We start from the raw sequence: 20,665 nt of genomic DNA, 5'->3' as shown, positions 1-20,665 counted from the left end.
GGCACGCACAGTGCCGGGCCGGCCCCTTTTTCTGGCCGAATGACCGAGGCGCGGGCCCGTGTACCCGGGGCAGAGTGGAGCGACTTCCCACCGATCCCCCAGGAGTACGAGATGCAGCGCGGTTTCCTCGCCGGTGCCGTCGGCGGTGTGGTCGCCATGGCCGCCGGGGGCGGGGTCCTCACCCATCTCCTGGCCGGCGAGGACGTGCAGCACACCACGATCGACGCCGTCCCCCGCCGGTTCTACGTGAAGGTGGACGGCCACCCGGCGGTGGAGAGGACGATCCTTCAGGCCCGTATCGAGGGCTGGTACCACCCGCTGCCGTGGGTCGGCGAGGACATCGGCGAGGTGTCCTGTCCGGCGCATCTGAAGGCGGTTGTCGGTGCGAGCGGGACGTGCACGGCGCGGGCCGGGGGCGAGCGGGTCTCGATTCCCGTCCGCGTGACCAGGGTCGAGGGCGACCCCGTGACACCGCGGGTGACCTGGAAGTTCGAGCGCTGACACATACCCACCGACGTGACGACGCACCGACCGGGCGGAGGCCCGGTCGGTTACGGGCGTCGCCCCTCAGCGCGTACTGCCGGCCATCTCCCGGACAGGCGTGTCGAGGGCGTCCAGGCTGCGCAGGATGTCCTCCACCCGCTGCTTGGCGTCGCCGAAGAGCATCTGGCTGTTCTCCCGGAAGAACAGCGGGTTCTGCACACCGGCGTACCCGGCGGCCATCGACCGCTTGAAGACGACCACGTTGGCCGCCTCCCACACGTGCAGCACCGGCATCCCGGCGATGGGGCTGGCCGGGTTGTCGGTGGCGGCCGGGTTGACCGTGTCGTTGGCGCCGATGACCAGCACGACCGAGGTGGCGGCGAAGTCGTCGTTGATCTCGTCCATTTCCAGGACGATGTCGTACGGCACGTTCGCCTCGGCGAGCAGCACGTTCATGTGCCCGGGCAGCCGGCCGGCGACCGGGTGGATGCCGAAGCGCACCTCGACGCCCCGCTCGCGCAGCTTGCGCGCCAGCTCGGCGACCGGGTACTGGGCCTGGGCGACGGCCATGCCGTAGCCCGGCGTGATGATCACCGAGGAGGCGTCGCGCAGGAGTTCCGCGGTCTCCTCCGCGCTGATCTCCCGGTGCTCCCCGTGCTCGCCGTCGTCGGCCGCCGCGGCCGGCGTCCCGAAGCCGCCCGCGATCACCGAGATGAAGGAGCGGTTCATCGCCTTGCACATGATGTACGACAGGTAAGCACCCGAGGAGCCGACCAGCGCACCGGTGACGATGAGCAGGTTGTTGGCGAGCAGGAAGCCCGAGGCGGCGGCGGCCCAGCCGGAGTAGCTGTTGAGCATGGAGACGACCACCGGCATGTCACCGCCGCCGATGGAGGCGACCAGGTGCGCGCCCAGGGCGAGGGCGATGACGGTGACCGCGACGAGCAGGCCGATGTGGGGGCGTGCCACGAACGCGGCGGTGAGCGCGACGAACGCGACCAGGGCGCCCACGTTGAGGACGTGCTTGCCGGGCAGCGTGAGCGGGCGGGAGTTGATGCGTGCCGAGAGCTTCAGGTACGCGACGACGGAACCCGTGAAGGTGACGGCGCCGATGAACACCCCGATGAACACCTCGGCGTGGTGGATGCCGAGCAGCGAACCGGTGAGCTCCTCACCGCCGTGGCTCGAGGCGTCGACGTCGAGGTAGCCGTTCCAGCCGACGAACGCGGCGGCGAGCCCGACGAGGCTGTGCATGATGGCGATCAGCTCCGGCATGCCGGTCATCTCGACCACCCGGGCCCGCCACAGCCCGATGCCCGCGCCGACGGCCGTGGCGACCGCGATCAGCACGAGTCCGGTGGCGGTGATGCTCTTCGAGGCGAGACCGACGGTGGCCGCCAGGGCGACGACCATGCCCGCGATGCCCCAGACGACTCCCGAGCGGGAGGTCCGGTGCTGCGAGAGCCCGGCGAGGCTGAGGATGAACAGCAACGCGGCGACGACGTAGGCGGCTTCTGAGGCCGTGACTGTGGTCATCCGTGATCAGCCCTTCGAGAACATGCCGAGCATCCGGCGGGTGACGGCGAATCCGCCGAAGATGTTGATGCTCGCCAGCAGGATCGCGGCGAACGACAGCACGGTGACGGCGGTGTTCCCGTGCCCGATCTGGAGCAGCGCGCCGACCACGACGATCCCGGAGATGGCGTTGGTGACCGACATCAGCGGGGTGTGCAGGGCGTGGTGCACGTTGCCGATGACGTAGAAGCCGATGACGATCGCCAGCACGAACACCGTGAAGTGGCCGATGAGCTGGCTCGGCGAGAAGGCCGTCACCAGGAACAGCGCGAGCGCCCCGGCACCGACGAGGGCGTACGACGACCACGCGGGGCGTGCGGGCTTCGCCGGCGGCGTGGCGGGCGCCGCCGGTTCGGTACCGCCGGCGGGAGCCGGTGCGGGGGCGGCGGACACCTGGACCGGGGGCGGCGGCCAGGTCTTCTCGCCGTCGCGGACCACGGTCATCGACCGCTGCACCACGTCGTCGAAGTCGAGGACGAGACGGCCGTCCTTGCCCGGCGTGAGCAGCTTCATCAGGTTGACGACGTTGGTGCCGTACAGCTGCGAGGCCTGGGCCGGAAGCCTGCCGGGCAGGTCGGTGTAGCCGATGATCGTCACGTCGTTGTCGGTGACGACCGCCTTCCCGGCGACCGTGCCCTCGACGTTGCCGCCCTGGGCCGCCGCCATGTCGACGATCACGCTGCCGGACTTCATCCGCGCCACGTCCTCGGCGGTGATCAGCCTCGGCGCGGGGCGGCCCGGGATCAGCGCGGTGGTGATGATGATGTCGACGTCGGCGGCCTGCTCGGCGTACAGCTGCGCGGCGAGCCGGTCGTAGTCCTCCGAGGTGGCCCTGGCGTAGCCGTCGGTGCTCACCTCCTGCTCGACGCCCACCGTCAGGAACTCCCCGCCCAGCGAGCGGACCTGCTCGGCGACCTCGGGCCGGGGGTCGGTGGCGCGGACCACGGCACCGAGGCTGCGGGCGGCGCCGATCGCGGCGAGTCCGGCCACCCCGGCCCCGGCCACCAGCACCTTGGCGGGCGGCACCTTGCCGGCGGCGGTCACCTGGCCGGTGAAGAAACGGCCGAAGGCGTGCGCGGCCTCGACCACGGCCCGGTATCCGGCGATGTTCGCCATCGAACTGAGCACGTCCAGGGACTGGGCGCGCGAGATGCGCGGCACGGCGTCCATGGCGAGCACGGTGATCGGCCGCCGCGCCAGTTCGTCGACCAGTTCCGGGTGCAGCGCGGGGCCGATGAGCGCGATCAGCGTCGCCCCGTCCCGCAGCCGGCCGATCTCCTCGCCGGAGGGGCCGTTCACCTTGAGCACGATCTCCGCCTGCCACGGGTCGCCGAGCCGGGCGCCCGCCTCCTCGTAGGCCGCGTCGGAGAAGCGGGACGAGGCTCCCGCCCCCGGTTCGACCACCACCTCGTAGCCGAGCGCGGCGAGTCTCCCCACGGTGGCCGGCGTCGCCGCCACCCTGGTCTCGCCCGCAGTGGACTCGGCGGGTATGCCGATCCGCTGGGGTTCCGGTTCCGCTGGGACCATCGTCTGCCTCTCCGTCGTTCGGGTGCCTGTCCTCCTTGGTGCCCGCATCCTGCACCCTCGACGCGGCATAGGTGGCGGGCCGTGGTCACATGGCCGAGGAGGCCGTCCTCACATCGCCGGGGGCTTGCCGTGAGGCGCTTTCGGAGGTATCGCTGTGCCGGCAGGGACGGAGGAGACCGGCGGGGCAGGAAGAGTCTTGTGGTGCGTCCTGCCGCCGCCGGGCGCAGACTGAGTGCGTGAGCAGCACGCGCCCGGGGCGCGGCGGGCCCGCGTCCCCCTCCCGAACGATGTCGCAGCAGACCGTGGCGCTGGCGGCGATGATGTTCGCCGTCGCCATGACCTTCATCGACCAGACCATCGTGTCCATCGCGGCACCGGACATCGTCCGGGAACTGGATCTGTCGTCGTCCGGCATGCAGTGGGTGGTGAACGCCTACCTGCTCTCCCTCGCTGCGTTCTTCGCCCTGGGCGGTCGTCTCGCGGACCTCTACGGGCCTCGCCGGATCGTCGTCATCGGCACGCTGGTGTTCGTCGTGTCGTCGGTGCTGTGCGGCTGCGTCCCCGACGGCGGTGCCGCGCAGACCTGGCTGATCGTGTTCCGCGCCACCCAGGGGCTCGGGGCCGCCCTGCTCTTCCCCGCGGCACTCGCCGTGGTGGTGGCGGTGTTCCCGGTCGAGCGGCGCGGACGCGCCCTAGCCCTGTTCTTCGGCGTCTCCGGCGCCCTGACGGCCCTCGGCCCGCTGCTGGGCGGCTGGCTCACCGGCTGGACGTGGCGGGCCGTGTTCTGGGTCAACGTGCCGGTGGCGATCGTGGCGCTGGTCCTCACGGCCCTGGCGCACCTCTCCGACCGGCGGCGGTCCGGGACCATGGACGTCCGTGGCGCCGCCCTGATCGCGGTCGGCATGGGCCTGAGCGTCCTCGGCTTCCAGCAGGCCTGGTCCTGGGGCTGGGACAGCTGGGCGACCTGGGTGTGCGTCGCGGGCGGCCTCGCGGTGCTCCATGGGTTCGTCCGGTTCGAGCGCCGGGTCCGGCATCCGCTGATCGATCTGCGGGTCTTCCGGGACAAGGCGTTCACCGTGGACGCGGCGGTGCTGTTCTTCGCGATGCTCGCGTTCGTCCCGGTGTTCTTCTTCATCTCGGTGTACGCCCAGGTCTCCCTGAGCGCCTCGCCGAACCAGGCGGCCCTGTTCCTGCTGTACTTCTTCGCGGGCTTCGCGATCGCCTCACAGTGGGGCGGCCGGATTCTCGACAAGCAGGGCGCGCGTCCGGCCCTGAAGCTGGGCACCGCGGTGGGGTGTACCGGGTTCGCCCTGTGGGCGAACAAGCTCACCGACCTGTCCATGCACGACCAATGGCCCTACGCGGCCCTGGCCGGGGCGGGGATCGGCTTCGTCCTCGCGCCCGCCTCGACGGACGCCGTCAACCGGGCCATCGGCGCCTCGTACGGCGAGGTCACCGGCATCACCCAGACCGTGCGCAACTACGCGGCGAGCGTGGGCCTGGCCGTCTACGGCACCGTCCTGACGCACGTCACGACCGACAAGGTGGTGCAGACCCTGCGATCCCGCGGCATGCCCGCCGGTGACGCGGACACCGTGGCCCGGGACATCACCGAGTCGGTCACGGGCAACGGCGACTCGCGGCCGCCCGCCGGCACCGGCCCCGCCGCCGAGGCGACACGGGACGCCATGAGCGCGGTCCGCATGGACTTCGCCGAGGCCAACCAGTGGGTGTTCTACGGCATGGCCATCGCCCTGGGCATCGGCTTCCTGTGCGCCCTGCGCCACCCGGGCGGCCGGGTGGCCACGGCGGCGGAGCAGGGCGAGCCGGTCGGACGGACACGCTGACCGCCGTACGGCGAACTCGTCAGGTGAACAGGTCGGTCGTGCGCTTCTGGATCTCCTGCGGGGTCAGCTCCTCGATCGTCTGGGAGATCATCCAGAGATGGCCGAACGGATCGGCCAGACGGCCGCCGCGCTGCCCGTAGTGCTGGTCGGCGACCGGATACACCACCCTCGCCCCGCCCCGCAGCATGGCCTCGGCCACGGCGTCGGCATCGGACACGTCCAGGGCCATGATCACCGGGCTGCCGCCGAGCGAGTCCGGCGCCGGGTCGCTCTCGTCGGCGTCCTTGACCGCGATCACCGCGTCGCCGAGCCGCAGCATGGCGTGCACGATCTTCCCGTCGGGGCCCGTGTACCGCTCGATCTCCTCGGCGCCGAACGCGGTCCGGTAGAAGTCGATCGCCCGGGGCCCGTCGGAGACCACGAGGCGGGCGTAGAGCCGGGTGAGGGACAGAGTGCCGTTTGTGTTCGTCATGCCTTCACGATGGCCGGATCAGGGCGGCCGTGGATTGTAGAAAACGGTCGGCCGGGCTGGACCCGTCACCCGCCGAGCGGAACGTGGTTGCGTTCCCGGGGCGAGCGCGGCGCGTACGCGGTCGGGGTGATCCCGGCGAGCGCGCGGAACTCGTGGATCAGATGGGCCTGGTCGTGGTAGCCGCACTCGGCGGCGAGGACCGCCCAGTCCGGCTCCCCGGACCCGGCGTTCACCCGGCCCAGCAGCCGCTGGAAGCGCCGTACCCGCGCATACCGTTTCGGCGGGAGTCCCAGCTGTTCGGTGCACCGGCGGGCCAGCCGCCGGGAGGTCCAGCCGAGCCGGTCGGCGACCTCGCCCACCGGCGTTCCGCGGTCGAGCAGCGCCGAGGCGAGACGGATCGCCGGGTCGGGCTCCAGGGGACGTTCCCACCGCCGCTGCAGGACCGTCTCCAGCTCCCGCAGGCATGCCTGGGGGCCACCGGCGGCCATGGCCTCCAGCAGCCGCTCGCGCAGCACCGCACCGTCCGTGCCCCACAGCTCGTCGAGCCCGGCGAGCCGGTCACGGAGCGCGCTGACCGGCACGGAGAGGAACGGATACGCCCCCGCGGGACGGAACGCCACCCACAGGACCGAGCGCTGCTGCGCCGGGTCGATCACCGCCGGCCCCGTGTACGGCCCCTGGAGAGCCGCTCCCCGGGTCCGCCGGTCCGACGAGCCCAGGGTGTCCCCGTCGAGGTTCACCAGCAGCTGCGCCCCGCCCGTCGGCAGGGACAGCTCGGCGGAGTGCGCGAACCGTCCCTCGGCATAGCCGAGCGCACCGATCAGCGGCGCGAGTGCCGGCGCCGACGGCCGGACCGTGAGCGAGACGGGAATCTCCTCCGCCGTGCGAGCCATACGCCCAGCCTAGGATCCCCGCTACACCGCCAGCCACACCGCCTGGTCGGGCCCCAGCAGGCCGTCTTGAAGCGGCCCGCTGGTCAGGAGGAGCTCGGAGTGTGCGGGCAGCTTGCACGGCTCCGTCGAGAGGTTGACCAGGCATGCGAAGCCCGGCTCGCGGCTGAAGGACAGCACCCCCTCCGGGGCGTCCTGCCAGGTCATCGTGCCGTCGCCCAGCGCGGGGTGTTCGCGGCGGATGCGCAGGGCCGTGCGGTAGAGCTCCAGCATGGAGGCGGGGTCGCCGGTCTGGGCCTCGACGCTGAGTGCGGCCCAGTCGGCGGGCTGGGGGAGCCAGGGATCGGCCGTGGTGTCGTCGGGGCTGAAGCCGTAGGGAGCGGCCTGGCCCGACCAGGGGATGGGCACGCGGCAGCCGTCACGGCCGCGGTCGGTGTGGCCGGAGCGTTCCCAGATCGGGTCCTGGAGGGCGGATTCGGGCAAGTCCTCGACCTCGGGGAGGCCGAGTTCCTCGCCCTGGTAGACGTAGGCGCCGCCGGGCAGGGCGAGCATCAGCAGGGCGGCGGCCCGGGCACGCCGGGTGCCGAGCTCCAGGTCGAGGGAGCCGTCGGGCTCGAACCGGGCGTTGGCCATCCAGCTCCGCGCGGCGGTACGGCCGTAGCGGCTGGGGTGGCGCATGACGTCGTGGTTGGACAGCACCCAGGTGGCGGGGGCGCCGACGGAACCCAGCATGGCGAGGGAGTCGTCGACGACCGCGCGCAGGTCCTTGGCGTCCCAGCCGCACATGAGGAAGTCGAAGTTGAAGGCGGTGTGCAGGCCGTCCCGGCGGACGTACGCCGCCAGCCGTTCCGGTGTGTCCGCCCAGGCCTCGGCGACGAAGGAACGGTCGCCGGGGAACTCGTCGGCGACCTTGCGCCAGGCCCGGTATATCTCGTGCACCTCGTCCCGGTCCCAGTGCGGGTGGTCGAGGTGCCGGCGGATGGGCCCGTCCGCCTCGTCCCGGCCGGTGAGCGGGCCCGTCACCGCGGGTACGGCGCGGGGCGGCAGGTCGGGCAGCTCAGGGTGTTTGACCAGGCCGTGGGCGACGTCGATGCGGAAGCCGTCGACGCCCCGGCTGAACCAGAACCGCAGGATCGACTCGAACTCGGCGCGGACTTCGGGGTGTCGCCAGTTGAGGTCGGGCTGCTCGGGTGCGAACAGGTGCAGGTACCACTCGCCGTCGGGCAGCCGGGTCCAGGCCGGGCCGCCGAAGCAGGACACCCAGTCGTTCGGGGGTTCGGCGCCGTCGGGTCCGCGGCCGGGGCGGAAGACGTAGCGCTCGCGTTCCGGGCTGCCCGGTCCGGCCGTCAACGCCGCCTGGAACCAGGTGTGCTGGTCGGAGGTGTGGTTGGGCACGATGTCGGGGATGACGCGGATCCCGTGCTCGTGCGCATCGGTGATGAGCCGCTCGGCATCGGCCAGGGTGCCGAAGCGCGGGTCGATGGCGCGGAAGTCGGCGACGTCGTAACCGTGGTCGGCCATGGGGGACTTGTACCAGGGGTTGATCCAGATGGCGTCCACGCCGAGGGACTTCAGATACGGCAGCCGGGAACGGATGCCGGCGATGTCGCCGACGCCGTCGCCGTTTTCGTCGGCGAAGCTGCGGATGTAGACCTGGTAGATGACGGCACTGCGCCACCAGGGTGCGGTGAAAGACACCTGCTGTGACTCCTTCTGCGGGGGCGGGTCTACTTCGCGGCGCCGGCCGTGAGCCCGGCGACGATGCGGCGCTGGAACAGCAGCACCATCACGACCAGCGGGATGGTCACCACGACGCCCGCGGCCATCTGGCTGCCGAACGGCGTCTGGTACGTCGTCGCCCCCGAGAACTTGGAGATGGCGACGGTCGCGGTCTGCATGCTGGGCTTGTTGGTCATCGACAGGGCGATGAGGAACTCGTTCCAGGCGGCGATGAAGGTGATGATCGCGGTGGTGAAGATGCCCGGCGCGGCGAGCGGGACGATGACCTTGCGGAAGGCCTGGCCACGGGTGCAGCCGTCGACCATCGCGGCGTGTTCCAGCTCGTCCGGCATCTGCCGGAAGAACGTGGTCAGGTTCCACACCGCCAGCGGCAGCGTGAAGGACATGCTGGGCACGATCATGGACTGGTAGGTGTTGATCCAGCCGATGTCGGTGAACAGCTTCAGCAGCGGGACGACGATCGACACCACCGGGAACATCGAGGTGGCGATGATCAGCGTGAGGATCAGCCGCTTGAAACGGAAGTCCAGCCGGGCCATCGCGTAGGCGGTGAACGTGGCCAGCAGCAGCGACAACGCGGTCGTGATGCCGGCCACGACGAGGCTGTTGAGCAGCGCCCTGGTGAAGCCCTGTCCCGGGCTGAACACCGACCGGTAGTTCTCGAACGACACCGAGGAGGGGAACAGGGAGGTGCTGAAGATGTCGCCGGTGTCGCGGAGGCTGGAGACCAGCATCCAGTAGAAGGGGGCCAGGCAGTAGGCCACCACCACGGCGATGCCCAGATGGGGCAGCCACTGCCGCCACTTGGCCGTGAGGGTCATGCCGTCACCTCCCGTACGCGGCGGCGCGGCACCCTGACCGCGTGGCTCCTGCGCTTCTTCGTCCCGTCGGCGCCCCCGATGAGGTCGGCGCCGAGCAGCCGGACGAAGGCGAGCGCGATGAGGAAGACGTAGAGGAAGAGGAGGACCGCGTACGCGGAGGCCGGTCCGAAGCGGACGTTGGACGCCTCGTTCTGCGCGAGCATCGACAGCGTCTCGACGGAGCCCTTCTGGGCGCCGATGAGGATGTAGGGCAGGTCGAACATCCGCAGCGCGTCCAGGCAGCGGAACAGCACCGCCACCATCAGCGCGGGTTTCACCAGCGGCAGGGTGATGCGCCGGAACTGCTGGAGGGCGCTCGCCCCGTCGAGCCGGGCCGCCTCGTAGACCTCCTTCGGGATCACCTGGAGGCCGGCCAGGACCAGCAGGCCGATGAAGGGGGCGGTCTTCCACACGTCGGCGATGACGACCGCGATCTTGGCGGAGAAGCCGTCGGCGGTCCACAGGACCTGGTGGCCGATGAGGACGTTGGCGATTCCGTCCGCGTTGAAGATCCACTTCCAGAGCAGTCCGGAGATGGCCGTGGGGATCGCCCAGGGGACGAGGATGCCGGCCCGCACGACGGACCGGCCCCGGAAGGCCCGGTGCATGACGATCGCCATGGCGACGCCGATCACGGTCTCCAGCGACACCGTGACGACGGTGAAGAAGGTGGTGTTCCAGAAGGCGTTCCAGAAGCGGCCGCCGGCCTGGGTGAAGATGTCGGTGTAGTTCTTCAGCCCGACGAACGGCTCGCTGTTGCTGATGAATCCGGTCTTCGGGTCCAGCCCCTTCGGCCCGTACAGGGACTCGTCGAGTGCCATGAGCGTCGGGTAGAGCACGACGACCGTCAGCACCAGCAGGGTCGGGGAGACCAGGAGCGCGGCCAGGCGGCCGGTGCCCGCGGTGGCCCGGGAGGGTGGATGACGCCGGGGGCGCTCGGGGGCCGGGGGCCGCCCGGGGCGGCGGCGGGCCGCCGTCCCGGGCGCGTGCGGGGCGGTGTCGGGCGGGATCGCGGTGCCGGCCATGACCCGCGGCCTCACTGTGCCGTCAGCTTCTGGAGGTCCCCCTGGAGGTCCTTCAGCGCCTGTGCGCTGCTCTTCTTGCCGGTGAGCGCGGCGTAGACCTCGTTCTGGATCGCGGCGGTCACGTCGCCGTACTGCACGACGCGCGGGCGCGGCACGGCCTTCGTGATCGACTGCTTGAGGTCGGGCAGGTACGGATACTGCTTGTCCAGCGCCGCGTTGTCGTAGAGGTCGGCGTAGGGCGGGGCGAGGGAGGCGTTCTTGAGGAAGTAGGTCGCGCTCTCCTGGCTGGTGAAGAACTTCATGAAGTCCAGCGCCGTGGCCTTGTTCCTGGCGAAGGACGACAGGGCCAGGTTGGAGCCGCCGAGGCTGGAGGCGCCGGGGCCGTTCAGGCCGGGCAGGGGTGCGACGGCGAACTTGCCCTTGACGGGGCTCTTCTGAGCGAGGGAGTACACGTAGGGCCAGTTGTTCAGGAAGATCAGTTTGCCTGCCTGGAACGCCTGGCGGCCGTCCTCCTCCTGGTAGGTGATGGCCTCCTTGGGGATGGTCTTGTCCTTGAAGGAGTGGACGAGGAAGTCCAGGCCCTTCCTGGCCTGCGGGGTGTCGACGTCGGGCTTGCCGCTCGCGTCGACGATCTGGCCGCCGGCGGAGTTGACGGCCTCGGCGAAGTTCACCGTGAGGCCCTCGTACTTCTGGAACTGCCCGGCGTAGCAGGACATGTCCTTGGCTGCGGGCAGCTTCCTCACCTTGGCGCAGGCGGCGGTCATCTGGGCCCAGGTGGTGGGCGGTCGGGTGACGCCGGCCTTCTTCAGCAGGTCGGTGCGGTAGAACAGCAGGCCGCCGTTGGAGCTGCCTGGGACGGCGTAGAGCTTGCCGCGGTACTTGGCCGTCTCCACCACCGGCTGGAGCATCTTGCCGAGCGGGAACTGATCCGCGGGCAGCGGCTCGATCCACTGGTGGGCGGCGAACTCCGACGTCCACACGACGTCGGTGGCGAGCACCGTGTAGGCGTCGGACTTCGTCTCCGCGTTCTGGATCATCTGCTGGCGCTGCGAGTCGGCGTCCGTCGGCAGCTGGATGAAGGTGACCTTCTCCTTGGGGTGCGCCTTGTTCCAGCGGCCGATGATCGTCTGGACGGTGCCGGTGGTGTCCTTGCCGGCGACGTACGTGATGGGGCCGCGGCCCTTGAACGACGCCGCCGCGGCCGGCGCGGACTGTCCGGAGCCGCTGCCGCCGGACGAGCCGCAGGCGGTGAGGAGGAGTCCGGCGGCGGTGAGCGCTGCGGAACACTGAATCGCTCTGGCGGTGCTGGTCTTCACTGTCTCTCCTGGTCGTGACGTACCGAAGTCGTGTCTGTTCCCCCGGAAAGGCTTTGGTCATGAGATTGCGTTGCCACGGCATTCCACTGATAAAAACCGCAGTTCACAGCAGGTAGGAGGCGTCCATCCGAGGCGACTTCGAACCTGTCGAGACAACGTTTGCACGCTAGGAGCGCTCTGGCGGGAAGTCAATGCGTCATACCGTGGTAAGAAGGCAAGAAGTTGGTGAGACAGCGCTGTCACCAACTGCCGGTGAGGGCGGTGTCCCTGTTAGCGTCCGGCGCATGCCACCAGGTCAGCGGCACCCCACGATGGCTGACGTCGCCGTACGGGCCGGGGTCTCCACCTCCACGGTCTCGCGCACCCTGCGCGGCCTGTCCACGGTCTCGCCGGAGGTCCGCGCCCGCGTCGAACGGGCCGCCCGGGAGCTGAACTTCGCGGTGTCGCGCCACGCCGCCAGCCTCGTGACGGGCAGGACGTGCAGCGTCGCGGTGCTCGTGCCCACGCTCAGTTCGTGGTTCGTGGGCTCGGCCCTGTCGGGTCTCGCGCTCGTCCTGCGGGCGGCCGGCATGGAACTGACGGTCTATGTGATCCCCGGCATGGCCGAGCGCACGGCGTTCTTCGAGCATCTCCCCGCGCGGCGCAACGCCGACGCGCTGCTGGTGTTCTCCTTCGACCTCACCGAGGAGGAGACCGCCCGGCTGGACGGCATCGGCATGCCGGTCGTGTACGTCAGCCAGCACGTCGACGGACGCCCGAGCGTCTACGTCGACGACGTGGCCGGTGCCCTGCGCGGCACCCGGCACCTGCTCAACCTCGGCCACCGCCGGATCGCCTACGTGCGGACGGTGGGCACCGGCGGCTTCTCCTTCAGCTCGCAGGAACGGCTGGTCGGTTACCGGCAGGCGCTGGCCGAGGCCGGCCTGCCCCTGGACGACGAGCTCGTGGTCGCCACCCCGGCGGGCGACAAGCGCGGCGCCGCCGAGGCGGTCGGCAGACTGCTGGGGCTGCGGGAGCCGCCCACGGCGGTCTTCGCCGAGCAGGACGAGGTGGCCGTCGCCGTCATCTGGACACTGCGCGCGACGCGCGTCGAGGTGCCCGGGCAGGTGTCCGTCGTCGGCTTCGACGACCAGCCGGTGGCCCAGTGGTTCGATCTGACCACCGTGGCCCAGTCACCGTCGGCCATCGGCCGGGAGGCCGGCGCGCTGGCGCTGGCGCTCGTCAACGATCCCGGCGGGGACCGCCGACGGCACGTCGTGCTGCCGACCCACGTGATCCCCCGGACGACCACGGCCCCGCCGCCCGCCCCACGGGGCACAGCCGAGGAGCCGTCCCGGCTGCCGTCGGCTGACGGAAATCGCCGTGCCCGCCGGACACCCCGAACCTAGACTCGGCCGAAAAGGACGAGGGGGCGGTTGCGCATGACCACCGGAGAGAACACCGTCGGGGACGTCTTCAGCGCGGGAGCGGAGGAGTTCCACAGCTGGTCCCGGGTGCTGTGGGACCCGGTCGGCGAGGCGACGGCGGAGGTGGCCGCCCTGACCGGCGGCGAGTCGGTGCTGGACGCCTGCTGCGGGGCCGGGGCGTCGGCGCTGCCGGCCGCGCGGGCCGTGGGGTCGGCGGGCCGGGTGGACGCCGTGGACCTCGCGGACGGGCTGCTGGCGATCGGGGAGCGCCGGGCGCGCGAGGAGGGCCTGGCGAACATCCGCTTCCACCGCCACGAGGTCACCTCGTGGCCCGTGCCCGGCCCCGGCTACGACGTCGTGCAGTGCGGGCTCGGGGTGTTCTTCTTCCCGGACATGGACCGGGACTCGGCCGCGCTGACGCGGATGCTGCGTCCCGGGGGCCGGTTCGTCGTGACGGTCTGGGAGAAGGGCGCGCTCGGCGGCTGGCAGGCGGCGCTCCGGGGCGCGGTCCTGACGCAGCGCGATCTGCCCCGCCCGCCGCAGATGGAGCAGCTGGCCCGGATCGACACCGCCGGCACCCTCGCGGCGTGGCTGACGGACCTGGGCGGGAGCGAACCCCGGGTCGTCCAGCGGCACTTCGACGCCCCGCTGTCCCCGGAAACGGGCTGGGAGCTGGCCATTGGCAGCGGGGCGCGCCGGATGCTGGACGGGCTGTCACCGGCCGCCGTCGAGCGGGTGCGCGCCGAATTCACCGCCCGGCTCACCGCCGACTCCGTCACCGACCTCGACGTACGCGTCCTGACGGGCACGGCCCGCTTCCCCGGCTGACCGGCCGGCCGGGCGGGGCGGCGGGCAGGAGGCCGGAGCCGGGCCGCGCCCGCAGGGGCCCCACACGCCGCTCTCCGCGGCGAGTCGACGCCCCACCGCCCACGAAGGCGGGCTGGACACCGGCCGTCGGCAGCGGGGCGCGCCGGATGCTGGACGGGCTGTCACCGGCCGCCGTCGAGCGGGTGCGCGCCGAGTTCACCGCCCGGCTCACCGCGGACTCCGTCACCGACCTCGACGTACGCGTCCTGACGGGCACGGCCCGCTTCCCCGGCTGACCGGCCGGCCGGGCGGGGCGGCGGGCAGGAGGCCGGGGCCGGGCCGTGCCCGCAGGGGCTGCACACTCCGCTCAGTTCGAGGGTGTGCTCCAGTTCCGTGAAGCCCGTGGTCTCGGCGAGCCGGGCGGCCCACTCCTCCACGGCCTCCGCGTCCACGGGCCGGCTGCGGCCGCAGCGGCGGCAGATGAGGTAGTGGCGGTGCTCGCCGGCCGGCCGTCCCAGGTAGAGCCGCTCACCGCCCTCGTCGCGCACGACGTCGACCAACCCGGCGCGGTCCAGCTCGCGCAGGGTGCGGTAGACGGTGGTGAGCCCGACGGTGCTGCCGGAGTCGGCCAGCAGCGCGTGCAGTTCCTGCGCGGAGACGAACTCGCGGCAGCGGCCCAGCGCGCCGAGCACGGCCCGACGCTGCCACGTACTGCGCAGGCCCGGCGGGTGGATGCGCTCCACGGCCGCGCTCTCCTCCGCTTCGCCCACCACTGGACTCCTCGCTCGACCGGCGCGTTCGTCGGCCCCCATGCTAGATGAACATGGTTTTCACGTCGATGACCGGCCCGGGCTGTCCGCGCGTCACGCCTGCGCAAACCGTTGACGGAGGTAAGGGCCCCACTTATCTTCTGATCGAATTCACGAACTGCGTTCGAAATAACGGACGCAGGCTCGGACAGAGGCGGCGGCGACGCTGCACTCCCCCCTGATCCGGAGAACTCCCTTGAGACGTAAGAGACGCACTGCGCCGCGGCTGCTCCTGGCCGTCCTCGTCGCCCTCGCCGCCTGCCTCCTGGGGACCGGCGCGCCCGCGCAGGCCGCCGTGCCCGACTCCCCCGGTGTCACCTACACCAACCCGATCGCCGAGAAGCGGGCCGACCCGCACATCTTCAAGCACACCGACGGCTACTACTACTTCACCGCGACCGTCCCCGAGTACGACCGCATCGTGCTGCGCCGGGCGACCACCATCCAGGGGCTCAAGTCGGCGCCCGAGACGACCATCTGGACCAAGCACGCCAGTGGCGTGATGGGGGCTCACATCTGGGCGCCGGAGATCCACTTCATCGACGGCAAGTGGTACGTGTACTTCGCGGCGGGCGCCACGAACGACATCTGGGCGATCCGCATGTACGTCCTGGAGGGCACGGGCGCCAACCCGCTCACCGCCGCCTGGACCGAGAAGGGGCAGATCAAGACGCAGTGGGAGAGCTTCTCCCTGGACGCCACCACCTTCGTCGTGAACGGCGTGCGCTACCTGGCCTGGGCGCAGCGCGACCCGTCCGTGAACAACAACACCGACGTCTACCTCGCGAGGATGGCCAACCCCTGGACGATCACCGGCACCCCGGTGATGCTGTCGCGGCCCACCTACTCCTGGGAGACCGTCGGCTACAAGGTCAACGAGGGCCCGGCGGTGATCCAGCGCGGCGGCAAGGTGTTCATGACGTACTCCGCCAGCGCCACCGACAGCAACTACTGCCTGGGCATGCTCACCGCCTCCGCGAGCGCGAACCTGCTCAGCCAGGCGTCGTGGAGCAAGAGCCCCACGCCGGTGTTCACGAGCAGCGCCGCGACCAGCCAGTACGGCCCGGGCCACAACTCCTTCACCGTGTCCGAGGACGGGAAGAGCGACATCCTCGTCTACCACGACCGCAGCTACAAGGACATCAGCGGCGACCCGCTGAACGACCCCAACCGCCGCACCCGTGTGCAGAAGGTCTACTGGAACGCCGACGGCACACCGAACTTCGGCATCCCCGTGGCCGACGGCGTCACCCCGCAGCGCTTCTCCTCGTACAACTTCCCGGACCGGTTCGTACGCCACTACGACTACCGGGCCCGGATCGAGGCGAACGTCACCAAGCTCGCCGACTCACAGTTCCGGGTCGCGCCCGGACTGGCAGGCAGCGGCACCGTCTCGCTGGAGTCGGCGAACTTCCCCGGGTACTACCTGCGGCACAGGAACTTCGAGGTGTGGCTGGAGAAGAACGACGGCAGCGCGCAGTTCGCGTCCGACGCCACCTTCCACCGGCGTGCCGGGCTGGCCGACCCGGCGGGCGTCTCCTACGAGTCGTACAACTACCCGGGGCGATACGTCCGCCACTGGGAGTACCTGCTGAACGTGCAGGCGCCGAGCACAGCGACCGACCGGGCGGACGCCACCTTCTACGCCCAGTGACCGTGGCGCGGTCGCCCGTAATGCCCTGATTGTCTTCCCGGTGGGCGGGCACTCAGGGCGTGTGCACACACAAGACGGCATGCGACCGCGCAAGGTTCTGCTGACCGGGTGGTTCAGCTTCCGGGACGGGGAGGCGACCGCCGGGGACGTGCTGGCCCTGCGCCGGGTGGAGGACGTACTGCTCGGCACGGGCATCGCCTACGACGTCGCCTGGAGTCCCGGCTTCCGCCCGGAGGCACTGCATCTGGACCGGCTGTGGCCGGAGGACTACTCCCACCTGGTGTTCGTGTGCGGCCCGCTGCACGGGCCGCAGATCGAGGAGCTGCACCGGCGGTTCGCGCACTGTGTGCGAATCGCCGTCGGCACGTCGGTGATCGACCCCGCCAGCCCGGCCGTGACCGGCTTCCACCGGGTGCTGCCCCGGGACGCGCCGGACAGCGAGCCGGTGGAGGACCTCGCGGCCCGCGCCCCGGACGCGCCCGCCCGGCCGGTCGTCGGGGTGATCCTGACGCACGGGCAGCACGAGTACGGGGAGCTGCGACGGCACGGGCAGGTCGCGGAGGAGGTGACACGCTGGCTGGCCGGGAAGGACTGCGGCCGGCTGGAGCTGGAGACGCGGCTCGACACGCACGACTGGCATCTCAGTGCCACCCCCGCGCAGCTCCAGTCCGTGCTGGCCCGGCTGGACCTCGTCGTCACCGACCGGCTGCACGGGCTGGTCATCGCGCTGCGGGTCGGCACCCCGGTGCTGGCCGTCGACCCGGTCGAAGGCGGCGCGAAGATGACCGCGCAGGCCCGGGCCTGCGGCTGGCCCGCGCTGGTGCCCGCCGAGCGGCTGGACGTGCGGCAGCTGGACCGCTGGTGGGACTGGTGTCTGACCGGCGGCCGGGTGACCGCACGGCAGATCCGGGACGGGTTCCGTGAGGGAACCGTGCCGGACAGCGCGGACCGGCTCGTCGAGGCGCTGGCACGACCGGTCCCCGGTTAACTCCGGGACCTCACGGGGCACCCGCTTGTACATCCCCGCCGTAGTCCTCCGCCGCACGTCCCCCTCGGGGCGCAAGACGGTCCGGCCGCCCGGAAGGAGAAAGCGCGTGTCCATCGGCCGACTTCCCGAGAACGAGCAGCGCATCCTCGACGAGATGGAACGCGCGCTGCGCCGCGACCGCCGCCTCGACCGCCGGCTGCGCACCCTGCGCCTGAGCCGCCGCCCCGACCCCGCCCGGCTGCTGGCCCGCCTCGGCTCCTACCGCCCCCGCGTCTGGACCGTGGCGGTCCTGCTCGCGGTGTCGGTCGGGCTGATGGTGGCCGGAATGGTCACCTCCGAGCCGGGGGTGATCTGGGCGTTCGCCCTCATATGGCCGCCGACGCTGTTCGCCGTGTTCCGGCTGATGTGCCGGTGGTGCGGAGGCTGAGCGTCCGCCGCTGATCCCAGGACCGGACCCGCACCTGCCGGTGCGGGTTCAGCCCGTGTAGCGGCGGGCTTTCGAGGCACGCTGGGCCGGTTCCAGCAGGCGCAGGCGGGACTCGACCTCGTGCGGCAGGACGCGGCGTTCGCGCAGGACCCAGGGGAGGGCGGCGGCGGCCTCGGCGAAGGCGCGCAGGGAGGCGGTGTCCCGCGGCACCGTGCGGGCCAGGTCGACGGTCCGGCGCAGGGCGGGGCCGGGCGGGCGGCGCAGCCAGGTGAACCACAGGGTGTTGCGGATGCCGTGGGAGCGGCGCAGGGTGGCGTCCCGGGCCACGGACGGGTGGTGGTGCACGACCAGGTCGTCGGCGTACGTCAGCCACCATCCGTCGGCCGCCAGGTCCGCGGCGAGCAGTTCCTCCTCGCCGCCCAGCCACAGCCGCGGATGGAAACCGCCCGCCGCCCGGAAGGCGTCGGTGCGCAGCACGGTCGCGGCGGCCAGAAACGAGCCGAGGGCCGGTCCGGGCAGCCAGTCGGGCCCGGGGACGGGCGAGTCGCGCAGTTCCTCGACGATCGGGTCGTCGGTGCCGTCCGGTTCGACGACGATCCGGGCCGTGACCGAGCCCAGCGCCGGATAACGGTCGAGCAGGTCGGCGGCCCCCGTCAGCGATCCCGGTGCCCACCAGGAGTCGTCGTCGCAGAAGGCGATGTAGGGCGTGCCGACCTGCCGGATCGCCAGGTTGCGGCCCACGGCGCCGAGGTTGCGCTCGGACCGCAGCAGCCGGACCCACGGGTGATGGCGGGCGACCGCGTCGGCGGTGCCGTCCGTGGAGCCGTTGTCGGTGACGATCACCGGTGGGTTCTCCGGCAGTTGTGCGAGGTGGTCGAGCGTGCGCAGCAGCTCCCGGCGCCGGTTGTGGGTGATGACGACGACGGTCGTACGGCTGTCGGTCATGCGGCGACTCCCTCCAGCAGACGCGCGGCCCGCTCCACGTGCGGCGGCAGGGGTTTGCGTGCGCGCAGGGCGGCGGGCAGCCGGGCGAGGGTCCCACGCAGGGCCTGCCGGGCGTGGTCGTCGTGCCGGGCCTCGGCAGCGAGGGCGCCGGTGCGGGCGAGCGCGTACGGCATGGGGCGGCGCAGCCAAGCGGTGAGGAGTTCGTTGCGGCGCTGGACGACCGGGCGGCCGGCGCGGGGCGAGGGAGCGGGGTGGTGGTGGGCGACGACGTCCGGGCAGTGGGTGACGCCCCAGCCGCGGGCGGCCATGTCGTAGGCGAGGAGGGTCTCCTCACCGCCGAAGAACAGCAGCCGGTGGAAGCCGCCCGCATCGAGATAGGCGCTGCGGCGCACGACGGAGGCGCAGGCGAGGAAGCCCAGGACCTGGGTGCCGGGCAGGTCGGCGGCCCGCCCCAGGGGCGAGGCGGCGAGCACCTCGTTGAGCGGGTCGGAGTGCGCGGTGGGGCCGACGAGGGTGCGGGCGGCGATGAGGCCGAGCCGCGGATGCTCCTCGAACAAGCGGGCGGCCCTGGTCAGGGCGCCGGGCGCCCACCAGGAGTCGTCGTCGCTGAACGCCACGTAGGGGGTGTCCAGGGCGCGGGCACCGTGGTTGCGCGCCAGGGCGCCGTGGTTGAACGGCAGCGCCAGGACCTGGACCTGCGGGAAGTCGCGGGCGAGCATGACGCGCGTGTCGTCCGTCGAGGCGTTGTCCGCGACAAGGATCCGGGGTCGTTCGGGGAGCGCGACGAGGTGGCTCAGAGCCTCGGCGAGGGCGGCGCAGCGGTTGCGCGTGGCGATGACGATGCCGACGGGCGTGGCGTCCGGGTACGGGATGGTCATCGTGCGGTGCCCCTCATGGGTGTCGTGTGCCGGGAAGTTCGTCGACGGCGCGCAGGACGTCGTCGGGGGTGATGCGCAGCAGCGCGGGGTCGGGGTGGCGACCGTGCGGGTCGCCCTCCGGGCCGTACCACAGCGCGCGGTGGCGCGGGTCGGCCGGCGGACCCCAGCGACTCGGCGCGACCGGGCCGAAGAGGGTGACGGAGCATGTGGCGTGGGCGACCGCGAGGTGGGCGATGCCGGTGTCGCCGCTGATCACGGCGTACGCGTCGGCGACGAGGGCGGTCAGCCGGCCGAACGGGAGGCCTCCGCCGAACACGTCGGTGTCGGGCAGGCCGGCCTGCTTGGCGAGCCGGGCCACGAGGTCGCTCTCGTCGGCGCCGCCGGTCACGACGACCCGCAGGCCGCGGGCGCGCAGCCGGTCCGCGACGGCCGCGTACCGCTCGACGGGCCAGCAGCGGGCGGGTGACCCGGCGCCGGGGTGCAGCACGACCGCGCCGGGTGCCGGGGAGGCGGTGCGCGGGCGGGGCAGGTGCAGGTCGCCCGGGTCGGCGTCGATGCCGTACGCCTGGAGCAGCCGGCACCAGCGGTCGCGTTCGTGTTCCTCCGCGTACCAGGGCGGGCCGTCGATCTCGGGCGTGTCCGGGTGGGCGAAGGCGAGCAGCTTCAGCGGGCGCAGCCCCATGAGCAGCCGGTGGCTGGGCGGTCCGTTGCCGTGCAGGTCGACGGCGACGTCCGGCGGCGGACCGCTCCAGTCGAGCGAGCGCGGCACACCCCGCCCCGGCGCGGAGGCGGGCAGCAGCCGGTCCACGGCCCCGGTCGCCTCAGCGACCGGTTCGAGCTCGGCGGGGGCGGCCAGCACGAGTTCATGGTCCGGGTAGGCCCGCCGCAGCGCGCGCAGGGCCGGGACCCCGGCGAGGAGGTCGCCGAGGCCCAGGGCGCGCAGGACCAGGAGGCGGGGGGACTTCGGTTCGGGTGCCGTGTCCGGTGTCATGCCAGCAGACTGCCTCGTGCCCTCC

19 protein-coding genes are annotated in these 20,665 nt (G+C 71.9%); 7 read left to right on the top strand and 12 right to left on the bottom strand.

Features of this window, described 5'->3' with window-relative positions; all coding sequences use genetic code 11:
- The first annotated feature begins 111 nt into the window (after positions 1-111).
- The gene (locus QC385_RS14070) at positions 112-501 is read left to right on the top strand and encodes a DUF4333 domain-containing protein (protein WP_279541640.1); all 390 of its coding nucleotides are present in this window, start codon (positions 112-114) and stop codon (positions 499-501) included.
- 66 nt (positions 502-567) lie between these two features.
- On the opposite strand, the gene pntB is transcribed toward QC385_RS14070, so the two are convergent.
- Positions 568-2,019 carry a Re/Si-specific NAD(P)(+) transhydrogenase subunit beta gene (pntB, locus tag QC385_RS14065; protein ID WP_279541639.1) on the bottom strand — a complete coding sequence of 484 codons (1,452 nt, stop codon included), beginning with the start codon at positions 2,017-2,019 and terminating at the stop codon, positions 568-570.
- A gap of 6 nt (positions 2,020-2,025) precedes the next feature.
- Positions 2,026-3,585 carry a Re/Si-specific NAD(P)(+) transhydrogenase subunit alpha gene (locus tag QC385_RS14060; RefSeq protein WP_279541638.1) on the bottom strand — a complete coding sequence of 520 codons (1,560 nt, stop codon included), beginning with the start codon at positions 3,583-3,585 and terminating at the stop codon, positions 2,026-2,028.
- A 287-nt stretch (positions 3,586-3,872) separates the two neighbouring features.
- Between QC385_RS14060 and QC385_RS14055 the strand changes: the two genes are divergently transcribed.
- Positions 3,873-5,432 (top strand): MFS transporter, encoded by a 1,560-nt coding sequence (locus tag QC385_RS14055; RefSeq protein ID WP_279541658.1) that lies wholly within the window; start codon positions 3,873-3,875, stop codon positions 5,430-5,432.
- 19 nt (positions 5,433-5,451) lie between these two features.
- On the opposite strand, the gene QC385_RS14050 is transcribed toward QC385_RS14055, so the two are convergent.
- The 6 genes from QC385_RS14050 to QC385_RS14025 all read right to left on the bottom strand — a co-directional run bounded on the left by QC385_RS14050 (position 5,452) and on the right by QC385_RS14025 (position 11,735).
- Positions 5,452-5,904: a VOC family protein gene (locus QC385_RS14050; protein ID WP_279541637.1), complete on the bottom strand. Its 453-nt coding sequence runs from the start codon at positions 5,902-5,904 to the stop codon at positions 5,452-5,454.
- A 65-nt stretch (positions 5,905-5,969) separates the two neighbouring features.
- Positions 5,970-6,797 carry an AraC family transcriptional regulator gene (locus QC385_RS14045; protein ID WP_279541636.1) on the bottom strand — a complete coding sequence of 276 codons (828 nt, stop codon included), beginning with the start codon at positions 6,795-6,797 and terminating at the stop codon, positions 5,970-5,972.
- 21 nt (positions 6,798-6,818) lie between these two features.
- The gene (locus QC385_RS14040) at positions 6,819-8,492 is read right to left on the bottom strand and encodes a glycoside hydrolase family 13 protein (RefSeq protein ID WP_279541635.1); all 1,674 of its coding nucleotides are present in this window, start codon (positions 8,490-8,492) and stop codon (positions 6,819-6,821) included.
- A 29-nt stretch (positions 8,493-8,521) separates the two neighbouring features.
- Positions 8,522-9,355, bottom strand: coding sequence for a carbohydrate ABC transporter permease (locus QC385_RS14035; protein WP_279541634.1), 834 nt, complete (start codon positions 9,353-9,355; stop codon positions 8,522-8,524).
- Positions 9,352-10,419, bottom strand: coding sequence for a carbohydrate ABC transporter permease (locus QC385_RS14030; protein WP_279541633.1), 1,068 nt, complete (start codon positions 10,417-10,419; stop codon positions 9,352-9,354). Before QC385_RS14030 ends, QC385_RS14035 begins: the two co-directional genes overlap by 4 nt.
- Before the next feature lie 11 nt (positions 10,420-10,430).
- On the bottom strand, positions 10,431-11,735 hold the full coding sequence (locus tag QC385_RS14025) for an ABC transporter substrate-binding protein (RefSeq protein ID WP_279541632.1): 1,305 nt from the start codon (positions 11,733-11,735) through the stop codon (positions 10,431-10,433).
- Between the two features lie 284 nt (positions 11,736-12,019).
- On the opposite strand from QC385_RS14025, the gene QC385_RS14020 reads away from it, so the two are divergent.
- Both QC385_RS14020 and QC385_RS14015 read left to right on the top strand, forming a co-directional pair.
- Positions 12,020-13,123, top strand: a complete 1,104-nt coding sequence (locus QC385_RS14020; RefSeq protein ID WP_443032896.1) for a LacI family DNA-binding transcriptional regulator — start codon at positions 12,020-12,022, stop codon at positions 13,121-13,123.
- Between the two features lie 33 nt (positions 13,124-13,156).
- Complete coding sequence (locus QC385_RS14015; RefSeq protein WP_279541631.1) at positions 13,157-13,969, top strand: class I SAM-dependent methyltransferase; 813 nt, start codon at positions 13,157-13,159, stop codon at positions 13,967-13,969.
- Positions 13,970-14,130: 161 nt separating this feature from the next.
- On the opposite strand, the gene QC385_RS44000 is transcribed toward QC385_RS14015, so the two are convergent.
- On the bottom strand, positions 14,131-14,718 hold the full coding sequence (locus QC385_RS44000) for a Fur family transcriptional regulator (protein ID WP_336621283.1): 588 nt from the start codon (positions 14,716-14,718) through the stop codon (positions 14,131-14,133).
- Positions 14,719-14,989: 271 nt separating this feature from the next.
- Between QC385_RS44000 and QC385_RS14005 the strand changes: the two genes are divergently transcribed.
- From QC385_RS14005 to QC385_RS13995, 3 genes are all read left to right on the top strand, one after another.
- Entirely contained in the window at positions 14,990-16,411 is a 1,422-nt protein-coding gene (locus QC385_RS14005; protein ID WP_279541656.1) for a family 43 glycosylhydrolase, read from the top strand.
- Between the two features lie 79 nt (positions 16,412-16,490).
- The gene (locus QC385_RS14000) at positions 16,491-17,399 is read left to right on the top strand and encodes a polysaccharide pyruvyl transferase family protein (RefSeq protein WP_279541630.1); all 909 of its coding nucleotides are present in this window, start codon (positions 16,491-16,493) and stop codon (positions 17,397-17,399) included.
- Between the two features lie 106 nt (positions 17,400-17,505).
- Positions 17,506-17,826, top strand: coding sequence for a DUF3040 domain-containing protein (locus QC385_RS13995; protein WP_279541629.1), 321 nt, complete (start codon positions 17,506-17,508; stop codon positions 17,824-17,826).
- A gap of 48 nt (positions 17,827-17,874) precedes the next feature.
- Here QC385_RS13995 and QC385_RS13990 read toward each other — a convergent pair whose 3' ends face one another.
- The 3 genes from QC385_RS13990 to QC385_RS13980 are packed head-to-tail and all read right to left on the bottom strand — an operon-like array spanning position 17,875 to position 20,640.
- Positions 17,875-18,771: a glycosyltransferase family 2 protein gene (locus QC385_RS13990; RefSeq protein ID WP_279541628.1), complete on the bottom strand. Its 897-nt coding sequence runs from the start codon at positions 18,769-18,771 to the stop codon at positions 17,875-17,877.
- The gene (locus tag QC385_RS13985) at positions 18,768-19,649 is read right to left on the bottom strand and encodes a glycosyltransferase family 2 protein (protein ID WP_279541627.1); all 882 of its coding nucleotides are present in this window, start codon (positions 19,647-19,649) and stop codon (positions 18,768-18,770) included. Before QC385_RS13985 ends, QC385_RS13990 begins: the two co-directional genes overlap by 4 nt.
- 13 nt (positions 19,650-19,662) lie before the next feature.
- Positions 19,663-20,640: a glycosyltransferase family 9 protein gene (locus QC385_RS13980; RefSeq protein ID WP_279541626.1), complete on the bottom strand. Its 978-nt coding sequence runs from the start codon at positions 20,638-20,640 to the stop codon at positions 19,663-19,665.
- Positions 20,641-20,665 lie beyond the last annotated feature (25 nt).

The sequence above is a fragment of the Streptomyces sp. DH10 genome (assembly GCF_029813805.1).
Lineage (GTDB): Bacteria > Actinomycetota > Actinomycetes > Streptomycetales > Streptomycetaceae > Streptomyces > Streptomyces coeruleofuscus.
This window is presented reverse-complemented; position numbering and strand designations above follow the sequence as displayed.